The organism is Alienimonas sp. DA493 (genome assembly GCF_043951915.1).
In the GTDB taxonomy this organism is placed as follows: domain Bacteria; phylum Planctomycetota; class Planctomycetia; order Planctomycetales; family Planctomycetaceae; genus Alienimonas.
The window spans coordinates 1-17701 of sequence record NZ_JBINJD010000106.1 but is presented as its reverse complement, the minus strand read 5'-3'; the positions used below and the strand labels follow the sequence as shown (position 1 = coordinate 17701).

Sequence of the window (17701 nt, the reverse complement as noted above, 5' to 3'; positions counted from 1 at the left end):
CCGCCCGCGCCGCCGCTCCCCTCGGCGACGCCCCTCCCCTCCGCGGCCCCGGAGGCCGGCTCCCCGGGGGTCGTCGGCAGTCCGGGCGCCGGCGGGGCGGCCTGGGCGGCCCGGGCGGCGGAGACCGCGGCCGACTCGGCGGCGGCGGCGGCGGCGAACAGCTCCGCGGCGGCGTCCGCCGGCGTGGGAACCGCCTCGCCCTCGCCCGCTTCCCCCATGGGGGCCGGGGCCGGCGGGGCGTTCATCGCCCGGTCGATCGCGTCCAGTTGCCGGGCCAGATCCCGTCCGCGGGCCTGCTCCTCCGGCGTGAGCCGCGGCCGCGGCGGCGGTTGCGAACCGCTCTGAGGCGACCCGGCTTGAGGCGAGCCGGCGGGCGCTTCGGCGGCCGGCTCACCGGCCGCGGCCACCTCGGCGCCGGCCGGCGTTTGACCGGCGGGAGGCGCCTGACCGGCGGGAGGCGTTTGGCCTTCGCCGGGGAGTTCGCCCTCACCGGTCAGGGTTTTGACGGTTTCGGCGAGGGCCTGGGCCTCGTTCGCCAGCGCCGCCTCGGCCTCGCCGACCGCCTCCCGGGCGGCGACGTCCGCCTGCGGATCGGGCTCGCCGGCGGGCTGCTCCCCGGCGTTCGGGGCGGCCGGCTCGCCGGACGCGGCCTGCTCGGCGGCCTGCGCCTGGGCGGCGGCGTCGGCGAGTTGCCGCTCGGCGGCGGTCGATTCCCCCTCGGCCAGGTCCTGCACGGCCCGGGCGGCGTTCGCCAGCGGTTCGGCGTTCTGCGGCTGGCCGAGCCGTTCCTCGTGCCGGGCCGCCCGCTCCAGGTCGGCGGCGGCGGCGGCGACCCGCTCGGTCACCCCCCGCTGCCGCTGTTCGGCTTGGGCCAGCGCCGGCTCGGAGGCGTCCAGCTCGTTGTTGAAGTCCGCCGCGGCGGCGATCCGGGCGGCTTGCTCCTGGAGAGCTTTGGCGTCCCGCTCCGCCTCGCCGGCAAGCTGCTCGGCGAGTTCGGCGGCCGGATTGGGGGCGTCCAGCCGCGGGTTCGGCTGTTTGCGGACCTCCTCGGTCGCCCGCTTCGCCGCTTCGACCTCCGCCTTGGCGGCGTCGCGGGCCTGTTCGGCGGCCTGCTTTTCGGCCTCCTTCTGGGCGACGTTCTCCCGGGCCTGCTCCGCCTTGGCGGCGGCCTGCTCGGCCCGTCGGGCGCGGCCGGCGTCGTCCGGGTTCTTCTGCGCCTCGTCCCGGGCCCGCTGGGCCTGATTCGTCGCGTCGTTGGCTTCGCGCTCGGCCTTGCGGAAGGCGTCCTCGGCTCGGCGGCGGGCGTCCTCCGCCCGGCGTTCGGCGTCTTCGGCCCGCTTCTGCTCGCTGCGGGCGTCGCGCTCCTGAGCCTCCCGCAGACGCTGGCGGTCCCGCTCCATCTCCTCGCGGCGGCGGTTCCGGTCCCTGTCGTCCTTGTGAATCTCCTCGTTCCCCTTCTCGGCGGCGGATTGCTCCCGGGCTGCGGCGAGGGCCCGGGCGGCCCGGTCCAGCGCCTCGTCGGCCTGCTGGGCGGCCTCGGCCAGTTGCGGCAGGGGCGAATCGGCGGTGGCGCTTTGCGTGGCGGCCTTGGCCTCCGCCAGCGCCTCGCGGGCCTCGTTCAAGTTCTCCTCAGCCTTCTCCGCCCGACCGCGTTCGGCGGCCTGCCGGGCGGTGTTCGCGGCCCGGTTCGACAGCCGGTCCGCCGCCTGGGCCAGTTCCCGCAGGTCCTCCGCGACGGCCTCCTTCTGCTGTTGGAAGTCCTCGTCGGAGCGGTCCAGATCGCGCTGGATGCTCTGCTCCTGTTCGACGGACTCCTCCAATGCGTTCTGGGCGTCGGCGGCGGCGTCGGCGGCGATGTCGGACAGCGCCTCCCGCATCGCCGGGTTCACGGCTAATTCGGCCTCCAACTGCGCCAACAGGGCCTGCGGGTCGCCCGCGGCGGCCTCGGCGAGGGCTTCGGAGGGGGCGAACCGCTCCGCCAGTTCCGCGGCGGCCTCCTCCTCGATCAGCTCCCGCAGGGCCTCCCGGCTGGCGGCGATCTCCTCGGGGGGCGCCTCGGCGTCCAGGTTCTCGAAGTGCTCCGCGACCTTCTCCAGCGCCTCCGCGGTGGCGGCCTGCTGCTCGGCGGCTTCGGCGAGCGGTTCGGCCCGCTCCTCGGGGGCGGCGGACTCGTCGGCGGCGGCCCGGGCGGCGTCGGCGAGGGCCCGCTCGGCGGCCTCGGCCCGTTCCTGCACCGCGGCGACGGCGGCGTCGGCGTCCTTCGCCCGGTTCCGCTGCTCCGCGTCCCGCAGATCCTGCCGGTCGGCGTCGTCGGCGAAGGCCTCGGCCAGTTCGGCGAGGTCCCGCTCCGCGGCGGCCTGCTCCCGGGCCAGTTCGCGGACCGCCTCCCGAACGGCGGCCGGCTCGGTCTGGTCGTTCTCCGCCGCCTCCGTGGCTTCGGCGGCGGCCTCCTCCCGCTGGCGGGCGGCCTCGGCGGCGTCGCGGGCCAACTCGGGGATCGTGGGCGCGTACTTCGCCAGCACGGCCCGGGCCTCCGCCATCGTCGGGGCCAGCTGCGCCTCGACCGCCCGCAGGTCGGCGGCGAGGACGGCCAGCTCCGCGTCCGCGGCGACCGGACCGGCGTCCTTCCAGCGGCGCTCCGTGATCAGCGGCTCCGCCCGGTGGGCGGCCGGCGACCAGCGGGCCTCGTTGATCCCCCGCTCGATCACGTTCCCCTCGCCCAGCGCCTTCGCCTTGCGGAGCCGGTCCAGGGCGTACTCCAACTGGGCCTCGTGGGCGTCCCACTGGCGGGGGTGATCGAACAGCCCGTCGGGCGTCTGGGCGCCCCAGCGTTCCCGCTCCCGCAGCGTTTCCGCGGCCCGGCGGGCGGCGGTCAGCTCGTGGCCGGACTGCAACGTCCGGAACGCCGGGGCGATTTCTTCCAGGGCGTAGGAGGGCGAGACCGCCGTCGGCCCCGCCGGCTCGGCCGGCGCCGGCTCCCCGTCGGCGGCGGGCTCTTCCGTCGCCTCGTCCTCGATCGGTTTGAGGTCGATCAGCGTGCCGGCGGCGGCGGCCTCGGCGACGACGTCCACGGCCCGGGCGGCGAGGCCGGCGTCGGCGGCGAACGTCGTGTCCGCGTCCGGCCGGGCCTTCTGCAACGTGCGGACGTCCCGCAGCCGGGCGATATCCGGCGCCAGCGCCGCGTGTTTGTCCGCGGCGAGCCGGGCGACCTCCTCGGCCAGCCGGTCCGCCTCGGCGCTGTCCTCGGCGGCGGCCCGCTTTTCGGTCGCTCGCTCGATCTTCGCCCGCACGTCGGCGGCCTTCTCGAACTCGTCCGGCAGGTCGCCGGTGTGCTCCCAGAGGTACTTCCAGGCGCTGCGGAGTTCGTTCGGCAGGTTGTGGAGCGAATTGGGCTTCTTCCGCCAGCCCAGGTCGTCCCGCACGCTGCGGGCGGTCTCGCGGAACTTGCGGAGGGCCTCCTCGCTGGGCCGACCGTCGTCGTCCGCGTCCGTCTCGCCGCGGGCGGCGGCGTCATCCAGTTTGGCGCGCAACTCGTCGGTCGCCTTGATCAGGCCGTCCACCTCCCGCTGGCGCTTGTCGTCCACCCGGTCGCGGTGGCGGCGGGCGAACTCCTCGATCGCCTCCAGCCGCCCGGCGACGACCGCCTCCTGCCGGGCCAGACGGTCCCAGGAGATCTCCTCCAGGTTCGCCACCCGGTCCTGCTGCCGATACACGGCGGCGAGGTCCGCGGCGACCGCGGCCAAGAAGCCGTGCGTGGCGAACCGGCGGGCGAACTTCTCCGCGTAGACGGCCTGCTCGTCGGCCTCCTTGAAGTCCCGGTTGATCGCGTCGCGGATCTGATCCGGCGACTCGCCCAACTCCTGCTGGACGAGCGGGTCGGCGGCCGGCTCCAGGCCGATGCGGGAGACGAACCGGCCCAGCAGTTCCCACTCCAACGCGTCCGCCCCGGCGGTCTGGCCGGGCAGGGCGGCGGCGATCGTGGCCGTCAGCGCCGCCGCGGCGTCCCGCCGCCGGCCGCGGAGGTCCTGAATCACCGCGTACTCCTCCGCCCTCGCCGCCCGGGCCTCGTCGGTCTGGGCGGTGCCGGCCTGTTTCTGGCGCTCCATGGCGGCCTCGGCCAGGTCCCGCTGCTCCTTGACCGCGGCGGCGAAGGCGGCCACCTGATCGACCAACAGCAGCGTCCGCTCGGCTGCGGCGTGCCGCAGCGGGTCGAAGTCCTCCCCGGCGATCAGCACGCGCAGCACGGCGCTCTGCCCGGTCTGCCCCTTGCGGTCGGTGGCGACCAGCTTGGTGCGGACCTCGTCGCCGGTGGTCAATTCGAGCGGCAGCAGGTCCCAGCGCCATTCGGCGGTCAGCTCCCGGCCGCCGGCGTCGATCGGCCCGCGGACCGCGGCGGCGTTCGCCGCGGCGTCCGTGGCCGGCTCGAAGGCGAGCGGCGTCGCCGTCCACTCCCCGCCGTTGATCGACACCCACTGTTCGACCCGGTCCAGCGGCAGGTCGTCCGCGGCGCGGGCGGCGAGGTCCAACAGATCGTCCGGCGGAAGCAGCAGCCCCGCGGCGGCGTTCTCGGGGAGTTGGGTGAACGCCACGGTGGGCGGGGCGTCGGCCAGCGGGCGGATTTCGCTCCGCGGGGCGAACGGGTTGTCGAACCCGGTCTCCGCGCTGACGAGGTGCACCCGGTAGGTGCCGGGGGCCTCCATCGGCAGGGTCGCGGACCACCGCACCACGCCGTCGTCCCCCTCGGCGGAAGTCAGCGGGAGGGTCTGCTCCGGGGCGTCGGGGTCGGCGGGGGCGAGCCGCAGTTCCGCCTTATCGACCGGCTGATCCGGTTCGAGCGTCAGCTCCACCGTCGAACCGGCCAGCGCGAACAGGTCGCCGTGCTCCTCGGTCACCGTTTGCGGGGGCAGGGCGGCGTAGTCCGGGAAGGCGACGGTCTTGCCGAACGCCGTGACCCGCGGCCGCGGCCGCACCGTCAGCGTGTAGCGCTTGGTGATCGCGTCCCCGGCGAGCACGCGGTAGGTCACGTCCTCCTCGCCCAAGGGCAGGTTGACGGCCCACTCGTCACCCGATGTCGGGCGGAGGGGGAGCCTCCGCGGTTCGCCGTCGCCGGCGGCGGTTTCCAGCGTGGCGTCGCTCACCCCCCCGCCCAGAGAATCGGCGCCGGTGATTGCGACGACGATCGCCACCGTGTCCCCCGCCGGCAGCGTGCGGGAGGGCGGGGAGGGGTCGAGGATTTCCACCTGCACGCGGGAGACGCGGGCCAGGTTCGCCCCCGGCAGCGCGGCCCGGTGGAGCAGGTGCAGGACCCGCGGCCCGCCGGTCGCGGCGGCCGCGGCGGTCAGGCCGATCACGATCAGCGCCGCCGCCGCCCAGCCGGCGACCAGTCGATACGGCAGCAGTTTCGCCGGGCGAACGTTCGCCATCAGTCGGGCGACCTCCCCCTGCAACAGGGCCCGGAAGGCGGGGGAGTCGTGGACGGACTCCGGGTCGTCCGCGGCCAGTTCCACCGCGGACAGCAGCCGTTCCCGCACGGAGGGGTCGGCGTCCTCGATCGCCGCGGCGACCTGTTCCCGGCGGCTCAGCCGGCCCGTCCGCCCGACCAGCGCCAGCCCCGCGGCGAGGACCGCCCCGCCATAGGCCGCGGCGCTCAGCAGCCAGCGGGTCGAATCGCTCAGCAGCCAGTACCAGTCGATCAGCGCCACCGCGGCGAGGCCGACCAGCAGGGCCGTGATCCCCGCGCACAGCGCCCGGAACGCCGTCAGCCGCCCCCGCCGGCGGCGGTAGGCGTCCAGCTTGCGGGCGACGGCCGGATCGAGGGCGAGGTTCATGTCGGGTCCGATCAGAGCGAACGGGGACGACGGGGGCGGGGGAACGAGCCGGTCACAGCAGCCCCGCGCGTTTGCGGAGGATCCATTCGAGGGTCAACGGGATCAGCACGGCGAAGAACCACCAGTAGCTTTGCCACAGCGGGGTCTCCGATTCGATCACCCGGCCGTCCGACAGCGGGGCGAGCAGGGCGGCGAGTTGGCCGATCTCCTCCTCCCGCAGCATCCGCCCGCCGGACGCCTCCGCCATGGCGGTCAGCAGGGCCGGGTCGGCGGCGGTGTCGGCGGCCTCGACGGTCACGGGCGGTTCGACGACGAAGTTCGTCCGGGCCTTCAGCGCCCCCGCGGCGAATCCGGCGGCGCGGATTGAGACCTCATGTTCGCCCGGCTCCAGCGGCCCGGTCGCTCCGCGGTAGGCGCCGGGCACGTCCGGGTCCTCGGTCAGCGGGACCGTGCCGACGACCCGGCCGTCGCGGGTCAGCACGGCGTCCACCGGCACGCCGGTCGCCGGGCCGCCGTCGGGCCGACTCAACTCCGCCCGCACCGGGGCGGAGGCGCCCGGGGCGTACCGCACGCCGCCGGTGTCCAGGGCGAGCAGTTCGTCCCGTACCGCGTACGGCCGGGGCATCACGGCGCCGGCGAGCTGGTTCCAGAGCCGTTGGTGGTAGAGGTCCGCGGCCCGGTAGCGCCAGCGCCAGGTTTCGTCGAAGGCGAGGTACATCACCCGCCCGCCGCCGAACGGCCGCACCACGATCGCCGGATGCACGCCGCCGCCGCCGGGTTCGGAGCCGCCCTCGGCGACGGCTTCGAGCCAGACCTCCGCCCCGGGCAGGGCCTCGGCGGCGATCAGCGTCTGCGGGGCCGGCAGGGTCTCCCAGAAGGTTTCGTCGGTCGACTCGTCCCCGGTGATCCCGAGGGCCCCGCCGGCGGTCCCGGCGGGGGTCGGCCGCAGGGCGGCGGTGGGTTCGGGCAGCGGTTCGCCCCGGGTGACGGGCAGCAGGTCGGTGAGGGTGGGGCTGGGCAGTTCGCTCAGCACGTCGCGGCGGCCGTCGACGAAGACGAGGCCGCCGCCGCGGGCGCCGACGAACTCCCGCAGCCAACCCTGTTCCTCGGCGGTCAGCAGGGACGGCGGCAGTTCGCCGTACACGATCAGGTCGTAGCCCAGCAGCCCGGCCCGGGTGCTGGGGAACACGCCCTCGCCGTTTTCGTTCGTCGTGCCGGCCTCGCCGCGGGGGAGGGTTTGTTCGTCGGCGGGCACGACGACGGTCGTCACCTCCCACCGCGGGTCGCGGGAGAGGGCGTTGCGAAGGTAGCGGGTCTCCCACCGCGGACGGCCGTCCAGCAGCAGGGCCTTGCGGGGGACGAGATTCGCGGCCAGCCGCAGCGGCCGGGCGTTGTTCTCCGCGTCCGCCTCGCCCGGCAGCGGGGAGAGCCGGACTTCCAGATCCAGCGTCGCGACGGACCGCGCAACGCTTCGGGACTCTCTTCGCGCGCTTAGGACTCCCGGCGGGGAGTCGTTTGTCTCCGTGAGGGCGTCGGTGAGCGGCTCCACGTCGAACTCGAACGGCACCCTGCGGTCGCCGGCGCCGGTGGTGGCGAGGTCCCGCCGCCAGACGACCGTCTCGCCGACGCCGGTCTCGCCGTCCCCTTTGGAGACGATTTCCGCGGTGAAGCGGGAGCCGGGGGGGGCGGTGTCGCGGAGGGTGAACGTGCCGCGGACGGTGTCGGTTTTGAACACCAGGTCCGGGGCGTCGACGGAGACGGCGGCGAGGTCCGCGGCGGGCTCCTCCGCTCCGAACAGGACGGGGAACACGGCGACGCCGGCCTCGCCCAGCGCCCGGGCGGCCTCCGTGGGGGAGGGGCCGGCGTTGTGACGGCCGTCCGTCAGCAGCACCACCGCCGCCCGCTTCGCGGCCCCCCCGGCGGGGGCGGCGTCCCCGGCCGCCGGGCCGACGCCGTCCGCCAGCGGGGTGGCGAGGTCCGTCGTCGGGGCGAACGTCGGCGGGGCGGCCTCGTCCTCGGCTTCCTCCGCCCCGTCGACCGGCAGGTCGCGCGGGGTGAGCGTCGGGCCTTGTAGGGTGCGGACGGAGACGACGTGGCGCCGCCGCAACTCCGGCAGGATCGCGGTCGGGGCCTCGGCGAGCAGCAGGTCGGCCCGGCGCCAGCGGGGCAGCGGGTCCACGGCCGCGGCGGCGTTGGCGGCGGCCCGGTCGCCGGTGGGGCGGGCGTCGGCCGGGGTGGCGTCGTAGCGGTCGGCCGTGCCTTCGGGCAGGCGGCCCAGGGCCTCGGCGAGCCGCACCTTGCGGGCCTCGGGCAGGTGCCGGTCGAGGCGGGTCATGCTCTCGGAACCGTCCACCAGCACGCGGACGCGGCCCAGTTCGCCCTCCACCGTCGTGTGCGTCAGCACCGGGGCGCACAGCAGCAAAATGCCCAGCGCGAAGGTCAGCGACCGCAGCGCCGGCAGCCCCCACCGCAACCCCCGCGACAGGTGCCCGGCCTCCCGCAGGTAGAACCGCCAAGCCAGCACCGCGGCGACCGTGGCGAGCAACAGCCCGGCCCACAGCGGCAGCGGACCCACGAACCGCAGAGCCGTCCCGCCGATCTCCGGTTCGGCGAACTGGTCGGCGAACTGGTCGTTCATCGCGTCTCCCCCCCGTTCGCGGCCGGGATCGTGGCGGGCCGGCTGAACCACTGCTGGAGAACCATCTCCACCAGCAACGCCGCCAGCAGCCCGGCGAGCAGCCAGCGCCACAGTTCGTAGCCGTGCCGGCGGCGGTCGTCCCGGGCCCGGTACTCCTCCGCGGTGGCGACCAGCGTCGCCCCGAGGGCGTCCGCCAGCCCGGCCTGCGCCTCCGCGTCCAGCGTCCCGGGAACCGACTCCCGCGGGTCGGCCGCGACGGCGAACCGGGCCGGGCTGATCAGATCCGGGGCCGACCCGGCGGGGTCGGGGTTCGGCCAGTTGAACTCGTAGAAGCCCGGCAGGCGGGTGTTCTCGAATCGGGCGAGCCGGCGGACGGCGTCGTCGTTCGTCGCTTCGGAACCGGCGTCGAGCGGTTCCTCCGTCACGCGGACGGAGTAGCGGCGGCCGTCCGGGGTGTCGGCGGCGACGGCCTCCACCCCGGCGGGCACGAGGGCCACCGCCGGCTCCCCGGGCCGCAGCGTCGAGGGCGGCGCCGGCCGGGTCGCCAAGGTCGCCGCCAGCCCTTGCATCAGCGGGACGAAGCTGGGCCGCAGCGGCAGGTCGGACCAGTCGGCGTCGAGCGCCGTCGTCATCTGCACCACCGTGCCGCGGCCGAACGATTCGACGATCAGCAGCGGGTCGGCAGTGTCCAGCCGGGCGATCACCCGGCCGCCGTCGGCGTCGTCTTTCGGGTCTTCCACCGTCATCCAGCGCCGCACGTCGGCGGCGGTGAGGTCCCCGCCGCTTTCCAAGGAACCGGGGGGGGCGTTGAACGGTTCGAGGGCCGGGTGGTCGAACCGCTCGGCGAGCACCCGGGAGGGGGCCTCGTCCCCGCCGACGACCGCGCCCCAGGCCCGCGGCAGCAGGCCGGCGCCGTCGGCGTACAGCCGTTCGCGGTGCCAGTTCAGGTCGACCCGATCGCCGGCGGCGATCAGCAGCGACCCGCCGTCCGCGACGTACTCGGTGAGAGCCGTGAGTTGTTCGTCGGAGAGGTCCTTGACGTTCGCCAGCACGACCAGCCGTTGGCCGGTCAGCAGCTCCGGTTCGAACTCCCCGCGGGTCACGGTGCGGGTTTCGATCAGGTCCGCGGGCTGGCCGTCGTTCCGGTCCCCGGCGAAGCCGGTTGCGGAGCCGAAGGAGAGCGGCGTCAGGGCGATCGACAGGAAATCCGTCTCGCCGGCCAGCGGTTTGCGGGAGGGGGCGCCGTCCACCAGCAGGGCCGGCAGGCGGCCGAGCACGCGGACGGTCGCCCGGCCGACGTCGTCCCCCGGCAGGGCGTCCCCGGCGGGGAGGTTGATCGGCGTCGCGGCGACGGAGACGGCGTGCGTGCCGGGCTCGGCGAAGGGGTGGACGAACAGGGCCGCCACCGTGCCGCCGGCCGGGGCGGTGACGGACTGCACGCCGGCCTCGGCGCCGTTCACGAACAGCGCCGCCCGCACCGTCTGATCGGCGACGCCGTGGTTGCGGATCGTCGCCCGCAGCCGCACCGGCCGCCCGGCGCCGACGGGGCGGTCCGGCGTTTCCAGGCCGTCCACGGAGAGGTTCTCCGCCGCGGCGGTCGCGTTCTCCCCGGCGACCGGCAGCAGGGTGACGGCGGGGGGCAGTTCAAGATCGGCGAGGCGGCGGCGGAAGGCGTCCGCGGCGTCCGTCGCCAGCCCGCCGGGCTGGCCGGGGCCGGTTTGGAAGTCGCTGAGCACTACCAGTTCGCGGTCGGCGTGGCTCATCCCGGCCAGCGTGCCGAGGGCCAGTTCCAGGGCGGCCGGCAGGTCGGCGACGCCGGCGGTCGGCTCGGCGGTTTCCAGCGCGGCCCGCAGGGCGGCGGCGTCGAAGGTGGGGGCGTCCGTCAGCCCGACCGGCGGCCCGCCGGCCCGGATCACGGCGAAGTCGCTGCCCTTCCCGGCGCCCGCCACGAGGTTCTGCACCGCCTCCACCGCGGCGTCGAAGCGGGTCTCCCCGCCGGGCCCGCCGTCCCGCGGGGCGCCCATCGACTGGCTGTCGTCCAGCACGATTGCCAGCGACACCGGCCCGTCGCCGGCGGCGCCGTCGCTGCCCGTCCACACGGGCCGGGCCAGGCAGAAGGCCAGCAGCACGGGGATCGCGCAGCGGACGAGCAACAAAATCAGTTGATCGAGCCGGAACCGCCGCTGGTTCGTGCGGACGACCTCCGCGAGCAGGTGCATCGCCCCCCAGTCGACCGTCTTGAACCGACTGCGGTTCAGCAGGTGGATGATCAGCGGCACCGTGAAGGCCAGCGCCCCGAAGGCGAGGGCCGCGTTGAGGAACGTCATCGGGTCGTCCCCCCGTCCGCGCGATCTCTAACGCAGAGGCCCTGCAGGGCCTCTGCGTTACGGGTGGAGGAAAAACGAAGCCCTGTCTTCATCGCCCCCGCCTCCGCATGGCGAGGTAATGCCCAAGGGCCTCCGCGTAGGGGCGGTCGGTGGTCAGGGGGACCAGCCCGATCCGTTGGCGGCCGCAGCCGTTCTTCAGCTCCTCGCGGAAGACGTGCAGGCGTTCCATGTAGGCCCGCCGCACCTGGGCCGGGTCGACCGTGTGGTGGTCGGCGCGATCTTCGAGGTTGCGGAACCGGGTGCGGCGGTCGAAGGGGAAGTCGAGTTCGTCCGGGTCGAGGATCTGGAACACGATCACCTCGTGCCCGCCGTGCCGCAGGTGGGCGAGGGCGGGGATCAGCCGTTCCACGTCGCCGAACAGATCGCTGAAGACGATCAGCAGCCCCCGCCGCGGCAGCTTGGCGGCCATGCGGTGGAAGACGTCGCCGAGGTCCGTCTCCCCGCCGGTCTTCGTCCCGGCGAGTTCGGTCAGGATCGCGGTGAGGTGTTTGGGCCGCACCCGCGGGGGGATGAACTTGCGGACCTTGGTGTCGAAGGTGACCAGCCCGCAGCCGTCCTGCTGACGGATCATCAGGTGGGCCAGCGCCGCGGCGCACCGCACGGCATAGCCGTGCTTGGTCAGCCCGTGGGCCCGGGTCCCGCCGTAGGCCATCGACCCGCTGCAATCGACCAGCAACGTGGCCCGCAGGTTGGTTTCCTGCTCGTGCTCCCGGATGAACAGCCGGTCGGTCTTGCCGTACAGCTTCCAGTCGATCGTCCGCGGATCGTCGCCGGGGACGTAGCTGCGGTGCTCCTTGAACTCCACGCTGAAGCCCTTGTGGGGGCTCTTGTGCAACCCGCTGCGGAACCCCTCGACGACCTGCTTGGCGAGCAGTTGAAGGTTCCCCAGCGTCGCCGGGGCGTTGGCGGGAAGGAGTTCGGCCACGGGATTCGTAGGGTCCGCTCCGCGGACCGTGCAGGGTGACGGACGAACGGGGGCGGGAGTCGGGGGCGGGGATCGGGAGCAGTGCGAAGGCGGTCCGCGGAGCGGACCCTACGCGGCCCGGGCGGGTTTCTTGGGGAGCACCCGCTTCTCCCGGCCCGTGCCGCCGGGCAGGGAGTCGATCAGGCGATGGACGAGGTCGTCCACGGTCACGCCGTCGGCTTCGGCGTTGAAGGTGGGCACGATGCGGTGCCGCAGCACCGGGGCGGCGAGGGCCAGCACGTCCTCCCGGGCGACGTGGTGCCGGCCCCGCAGCAGCGCCCGGGCCTTGCCGGCCAATACGAGTTGCTGGCAGGCCCGCGGACCGGGGCCCCAGTCGATCATCTCCCGCACCCACGGGGCGGCGTGCGGGTCCTTCGGCCGGGCGGACCGCACCAGGTCCAGCACGAGCTGCTTCACGTTGTCCGGCAGCGGCACCCGGCGGACGGTGCTCTGGCAGGCGACGATCTCCTCCCCGCTGACCACCGGCTCGATCTCCGCCGCCAGCGTGCTGGTGGTCCGGTCGAGGATGTCCCCCTCCTCGTCGCGGCTGGGGTAGTCCACGATCACGTTGAACAGGAACCGGTCCCGCTGGGCTTCCGGCAGGGGGTAGGTGCCCTCCTGCTCGATCGGGTTCTGCGTGGCCAGCACGAAGAACGGTTCTTCCAGCCGATAGGTCGTCCCGCCGACGGTCACCTCGTGTTCCTGCATCGCCTCCAGCAGGGCCGCCTGGGTTTTGGGCGGGGTCCGGTTGATCTCGTCCGCCAGCAGCATCTGGGTGAAGATCGGGCCGCGGTCGAACACCAGGTCGCGGGCGCCGGTGTTGCGGTCCTCCTGGATAAGGTCTGTGCCGGTGATATCCGCGGGCATCAGGTCCGGGGTGAACTGGATGCGGCGGAACTCCAGGTGCATCGCCTGGGCCAGCGACCGCACCGTGAGGGTCTTCGCCAACCCGGGGACGCCCTCCAGCAGGCAGTGCCCGCGGGCGAGGATGGCGATGAGCAGCTGTTCGACGACCTCCTGCTGCCCGACGACGACCTTGCCCACCTGCTCCCGCACGGCGGCGCAGATCTCGACCAGACGAGCGGCCCGGGCCTCGTCGCCCTCGCCGAGATCCGGTCCGCCGGAATTCGGCCCGCCCGACTCGGCCGAAGCGAACGTCACGTCAGGATCGGTCATCGCGGGGGGCGGGGCGACGGGGAGCGGGGGCGGCGGAGCGGCGCCCGCCGGGCGGGGCGGCGAGCATAAGCGGTCTCCGTTGGAAACGCTCGCGCCCGCCTCCGCCTAACCCGACCAACCGCGCCCGCGTTCGCCGTTTTCTCTCCCCGAGCCGAAAAACGCTGGCCCCGGCGGCCCGGCGGTCGCCCGCCGCGAGACGGCGCAGCGGGCCGGCGATCGCGAGGGGGGGCCCGCTTCGCGGCGGGGGCGTTGGGCCCTATCCTCCGCGGCCTTTCGTCTGCTCGCCCCGCTGCTCCGATGGCCGAACGCACCCTCCGTTGCACCGAGTGCGGGGCGCGCGTCGTGCCGCACGACGAACACGGCGTCGAGTTCCGTTGTCCGGCGTGCGGGGCGGTCGCCGTGACCACCGACCGCGACGCTCCCGTGCGGATCGGTCAACGGGGCGATCTGAAGCGGCTGCACGGGGTCGACCTCGCCAAGTTCACGATCGATCTGAACGGGCCGAGCCTGCTGGTCAGTTGGCGGTGGAACCGGCTCGCCGGGGCTGCCGTGTTGACGGTGGCCGTACTCGTCGGGGCCGCGGCGCTGTTCTTCGCCCTGCCGTTGACGCGGGAGGACGGGCCGTTTGAGCTGCGGGGCGAATCGCTGTTCGGGCTGGGCTTAAGCGGGATCTTCCTGCTCGCCCTGCACCGGGGACTGGCGCTGGCGCTGAACCGCACGGAGATCGCGGTGCACGACGGAACCCTCCGCGTCTGGCACGGACCGATTCCGCGGCGCCTCTCCCGCCGCGTGCCGCTCTCGGAATTGGACGAGCTGCGGGTCTGGCGAAAGGTACGCAGCGACGGCAACGGCGGACAACGCGTCACCTGGGAGCTGCACGCCGTTCGCCAAGACGGAAAATGGGTCCGGCTGATCGCCGACGAGAGCCGGCGAAGCACCCCCGCCGCGGTGAAACGCCTTCTGGACGCGCACCTCGACCGGGCCGTTCGCCCCGAACGGGCCGCCCCCACCTGTCCGACGCCGGCCCGGGTCGCCCCGGTCGACTCGGTCGACTCGGCGGAGGCCCTCCCCGCGGTCACGCTGAGTTGCCCGCAGTGCGGCGGGACGCTCGATCCGCCGCCGGAACGCGCGGAGACGACCTGTCGGTTTTGCTCCGCGACGGCGCCGATCCCGACGGAGGTGCAACGGGTGCTGGCGCTGAGACCGGCTCGGACGCCCGACCGGGCGCGGCTTCGGGCGACGTTCGCGGTCCGGCAGGAGGGCGACGCGACGACCTTCTCCGCCGCCTGGCCGCGGGAGGTCGCAACGTTCCTGCTGCGCGTCGCGCTGGCGGCGGGGGCGTTCGCGGCGCTCGGCGGAGTCGTCGCCAATTGGACGGAGTTCGACCTGTTCTGGTTATTGCTGACGGCGGCGGCCGCCGGGGGGACGGCGTGGGCCGGCTACGTCGGGCTGTGCTACCGGTGGAACCGCACGACCCTGACCGTCACCCGGGAAGAGTTCCGCGTCGTCCAGGGCCCGCTCCCGTGGGCTTGGCCGGCCGTGCTGCCGACCGCCCGGGTCACGCAGCTGGTCGTTCGCAAAGAGGACGTCTTCCGCGGCTGGCGCGGCGAGACGCACTGGACCCTGCTGGCCTTAGCGGACCACGGCGCGAACCTTGCGCTGTTCGGTCAAATCCCGGACCGAGAGGCGCTGGAAACGCTGGAACAGCTCGTTGAACGCCGCCTCGGCATCCGCGACCAAGCCGTGCGGGGCTGACGGCGTTCACTCCGCGTCGCGGGGCTCCCCGCCCAGTCGCAGCGGGACCCGGACGAGCTCCTCGCCGCGGCGGACGGTCAGGGTGACGGTGTCGCCGGGCCGCTTCGCCTCGATGTCCCCCAAAAAGGCGTCCGCCGTCCGCACCGGGTTGCCGTCCAGGGCGACGATCACGTCGGCGACGCTGCGGTCGATCCGGGTCCGCACCATCGGGCCGAGGCGTTCCTGCACGATCAGCGGCCCCCGCAGGCCGGCCCGCTCCGCCGGGCCGCCGGGCACCAGCTTGGCGATCTGCAGCCCGTCCGGCACCTCGAACACCTGCGCGATGCCCACCTCCGGCCGGATCACCCGGCCGTAGCGGATCAGCTGCGGCACGACCCGCCGCACCAACCCGCCGGGGATCGCGAAGCTCACCCCGGCGCTCTGCCCGCTGGTGCTGGCGATCGCGGTGTTCACCCCGATCAGGGCGCCGCGGCCGTCCAGCAGCGGACCGCCGCTGTTGCCCGGGTTCACGGCGGCGTCGGTCTGAATGATGCCCCGTACCGTGCGGGCCCCGCGGATCGGCAGGTCCCGGTTCAAACTGGAGATGATCCCCGCGGACATCGTCCGCTCCAGCCCGAACGGGTTGCCGATGGCGAACACGCTCTGGCCCACCCGCAGGTCGCGGCTGTCGGCCAGCGGGATCGGGTAGAGGTCCTCGGAGGGGGCGTCGATCATCTTCAACACGGCCACGTCCCCGACCGGATCGCCGCCGACGAGGACGGCGTCGTAGCTTTCGCCGTCGAACAGCCGGACCTCAATCCGGTCGGCCCCCTCCACAACGTGCAGGTTCGTCAGCACGTGTCCGCGGCGGTCGAGGATCGAACCGCTGCCCCGGCCCTCGCTTTCCAGTTCGACCCGGAACAGGTTTTCCCGGGAGGTGCTGTGGGCGGTGATGTTGACCACCCCGCGGTTGGCGGCTTCGTAGACCCGCACCCGAACGGCCTCCTCCGGCGTCAGCGGCGCCGGGCCGGCGGTCGGGGCCGGCACGGAGGCGTCCACCGCCGGGGCCGGCTGGGGGTCCGGGGCCGGCAACTGCGGGGCGGAGAGCCCGGACTGCACGGGGACGGGCTCGGCGCTGGCGGACTGCGGCCGCCCGTCGATCAGCCAGGCGGTCGCCCCGCTGGCCAGCAGGGCGGAGAGCAAACAACCAGTGAGGGAACGAAAGCCGTCGGGGAGACGCATCAACGCAACTCGTGGGGGACCCGGAGGGCCCGCAGCCTAACGATCCGCCGCCGGGGGAGACGAGGCGAATGTCGCGTCCGCGACGTCGCTACGGACTGTTCTTGCAGCCAACAGGGCTGAGGGACGCATGCTGGCTCCCCGCTTGCGGTTTCGCGGGGGCGGAGAACCCTCGGACCCTGCAGAGCCGCAAGCGACGCATGCCCCCGGGGCGTGCTACGACGCCTCGTCCGTCGGCCTGTCGAACGGGAGGGCGTCGCCCCACCAGCCGGCGATCGCTCGGGCGGCGGCGGCCGGGCCGCGCTGCTCCGCGGGGATCTCGGCCAGCGCCCCGTCGGCGAGGGGGAAGGTCAGTCCGCACACCAGCAACCCGATCAGCGGCGCCAACCGTCCGGCCCGCGCCGTCGCGGTTCCGGGGCTCCAGCGGGTCGCGGCGAGGATCAGGCTGGCACAGATGACGAGGTGCCAGGCGAGCGACGGCCCGAACCCGTCCGCCAGTCCGCCGGCGATCGCGACCTTCAGCGCCCCGCCGGCGGCCGCGGCGGCGGCGAGCGTCGCCCCCCACCGCGGGGGCGTCGGCAGGTTCGACCTCGCCGCGAACAGCCCCAGCCCCGTGCCGCAGAAGGCCAGCAGCGGCGCCAGCGCCGCGTCCGGCAGCGGGGCGAACGCCCCCAACCACATCGGGCCGGCGGGGGCTCCCTTGAGGATCAACGCCGCCCCGGTCAGGGCGCCGGCGGCGAGCGTCGCCGCCACGCCCCGGGCCACGCCGACCCAAATCGGTTCCGCGGCGACCTCCGGCTCGTCGGCGTCCTCCCGCGGCTCCTCCCGCACCGTCACGGCGGGGGCGGGCGTGGGCGCCGGGGCGGGCGCCGGGCGGGGCGGCTCGGCGGTCGGACGGTCGTTCCCCCAGCGGCGGGCCGGCCGGGCGGCGGCCCTCTCCGCTTCTTCTTCCTCCTCCTCCGCAAACAACTCGGCCAGCGGTGAGGATGGCCGCGGGGGCGCGGGCGGGTCAGGCTCGGGGGGCGGGGCGCTCCGCGGGGGGGCGCTGCGGGGCGGAGCGCTTCGGGGCAGGTCGCGGTTCGCCGGAACGCTCCGCCGGCGGGGGAGCCGGGGCAGGGCGGGGGCGAACGTCGCCACCGACCCGTCGTCGTGCTCCTCGTCCCGGTAACGGTCGTCCTCGTACTCGTAACTGTCGTCCCGTCCGCGAGCGCTGGGCGGGGCGGGGGTCACGAGGCGGGGCGGGGCGAAGACGGACGGGGGGAGGCGGGAAGCGGCGAGGCCGGCGGCTGGGCGGTCGGCAACCGGGGCGAGGCCGGCGGGGCGACCTGGGGCGGCCGCAGCGCCGCGAGCCCGGCGACGACCGCGTCGAGGCTGATCACCGCCTGTTGCCAGTTGGTGTGCGTGCTGGCGGCGGCGGCGTTGACCCGAAACTCATCGGCGGCCCGCCGCAACTTCGGCACCTTCTTGGCGAGCATACGTCGCAGGGCCGGCACGTCGTCAAGCCGCGTTTCCACCGCCCGGGCCACGTCGAAGGCCGCCCGCGGCAGCTCCAGCAGATCCTCGTACTCCTCCGCCTCCTCGGAGTGCTTCACGAACGTCCGCACCATCCACAGGTGCGCCAGCAGGTCCGTCACCCGGGCGACGATCTGTTCGTCCGTCAGTTCTTCGGTTCGTTCCTCGCTCATGCCCCGAGTGTAACGCCCGAGCCCCCGCCGTAACGCCGAGGCCCCGCGGG

At 74.6% G+C, this 17701-nt stretch carries 9 protein-coding genes; 1 reads left to right on the top strand and 8 read right to left on the bottom strand.

Annotated features, from left to right (window positions below; genetic code table 11):
• From ACG2DA_RS15535 to ACG2DA_RS15515, 5 genes are all read right to left on the bottom strand, one after another.
• Positions 1 to 5828 (bottom strand): hypothetical protein (locus ACG2DA_RS15535; protein ID WP_395256702.1); only part of this gene is annotated, 5828 nt, incomplete at its 3' end.
• A gap of 52 nt (positions 5829 to 5880) precedes the next feature.
• Positions 5881 to 8466: a hypothetical protein gene (locus tag ACG2DA_RS15530; protein ID WP_395256701.1), complete on the bottom strand. Its 2586-nt coding sequence runs from the start codon at positions 8464 to 8466 to the stop codon at positions 5881 to 5883.
• Complete coding sequence (locus tag ACG2DA_RS15525) at positions 8463 to 10793, bottom strand: BatA domain-containing protein (protein WP_395256700.1); 2331 nt, start codon at positions 10791 to 10793, stop codon at positions 8463 to 8465. Before ACG2DA_RS15525 ends, ACG2DA_RS15530 begins: the two co-directional genes overlap by 4 nt.
• An 88-nt stretch (positions 10794 to 10881) precedes the next feature.
• Positions 10882 to 11778 (bottom strand): DUF58 domain-containing protein, encoded by an 897-nt coding sequence (locus tag ACG2DA_RS15520; protein WP_395256699.1) that lies wholly within the window; start codon positions 11776 to 11778, stop codon positions 10882 to 10884.
• A gap of 108 nt (positions 11779 to 11886) precedes the next feature.
• Positions 11887 to 12993, bottom strand: coding sequence for an AAA family ATPase (locus ACG2DA_RS15515; protein ID WP_395256698.1), 1107 nt, complete (start codon positions 12991 to 12993; stop codon positions 11887 to 11889).
• A gap of 297 nt (positions 12994 to 13290) precedes the next feature.
• Between ACG2DA_RS15515 and ACG2DA_RS15510 the strand changes: the two genes are divergently transcribed.
• Positions 13291 to 14748 (top strand): hypothetical protein, encoded by a 1458-nt coding sequence (locus ACG2DA_RS15510; protein WP_395256697.1) that lies wholly within the window; start codon positions 13291 to 13293, stop codon positions 14746 to 14748.
• 6 nt (positions 14749 to 14754) lie between these two features.
• Here ACG2DA_RS15510 and ACG2DA_RS15505 read toward each other — a convergent pair whose 3' ends face one another.
• From ACG2DA_RS15505 to ACG2DA_RS15495, 3 genes are all read right to left on the bottom strand, one after another.
• Positions 14755 to 15969 carry a S1C family serine protease gene (locus ACG2DA_RS15505; RefSeq protein WP_395256696.1) on the bottom strand — a complete coding sequence of 405 codons (1215 nt, stop codon included), beginning with the start codon at positions 15967 to 15969 and terminating at the stop codon, positions 14755 to 14757.
• Between the two features lie 213 nt (positions 15970 to 16182).
• Complete coding sequence (locus ACG2DA_RS15500) at positions 16183 to 17196, bottom strand: hypothetical protein (protein ID WP_395256695.1); 1014 nt, start codon at positions 17194 to 17196, stop codon at positions 16183 to 16185.
• Positions 17193 to 17651, bottom strand: a complete 459-nt coding sequence (locus ACG2DA_RS15495) for an amidohydrolase (protein WP_395256694.1) — start codon at positions 17649 to 17651, stop codon at positions 17193 to 17195. Before ACG2DA_RS15495 ends, ACG2DA_RS15500 begins: the two co-directional genes overlap by 4 nt.
• Positions 17652 to 17701 lie beyond the last annotated feature (50 nt).

Coding starts and splice junctions, on each gene's coding strand:
- ACG2DA_RS15510 (WP_395256697.1), top strand. CDS start 13,291: ATGGCCGAACGCACCCTCCGTTGCACCGAGTGCGGGGCGCGCGTCGTG.
- ACG2DA_RS15495 (WP_395256694.1), bottom strand. CDS start 17,651: ATGAGCGAGGAACGAACCGAAGAACTGACGGACGAACAGATCGTCGCC.
- ACG2DA_RS15505 (WP_395256696.1), bottom strand. CDS start 15,969: ATGCGTCTCCCCGACGGCTTTCGTTCCCTCACTGGTTGTTTGCTCTCC.
- ACG2DA_RS15530 (WP_395256701.1), bottom strand. CDS start 8,466: ATGAACGACCAGTTCGCCGACCAGTTCGCCGAACCGGAGATCGGCGGG.
- ACG2DA_RS15525 (WP_395256700.1), bottom strand. CDS start 10,793: ATGACGTTCCTCAACGCGGCCCTCGCCTTCGGGGCGCTGGCCTTCACG.
- ACG2DA_RS15515 (WP_395256698.1), bottom strand. CDS start 12,993: ATGACCGATCCTGACGTGACGTTCGCTTCGGCCGAGTCGGGCGGGCCG.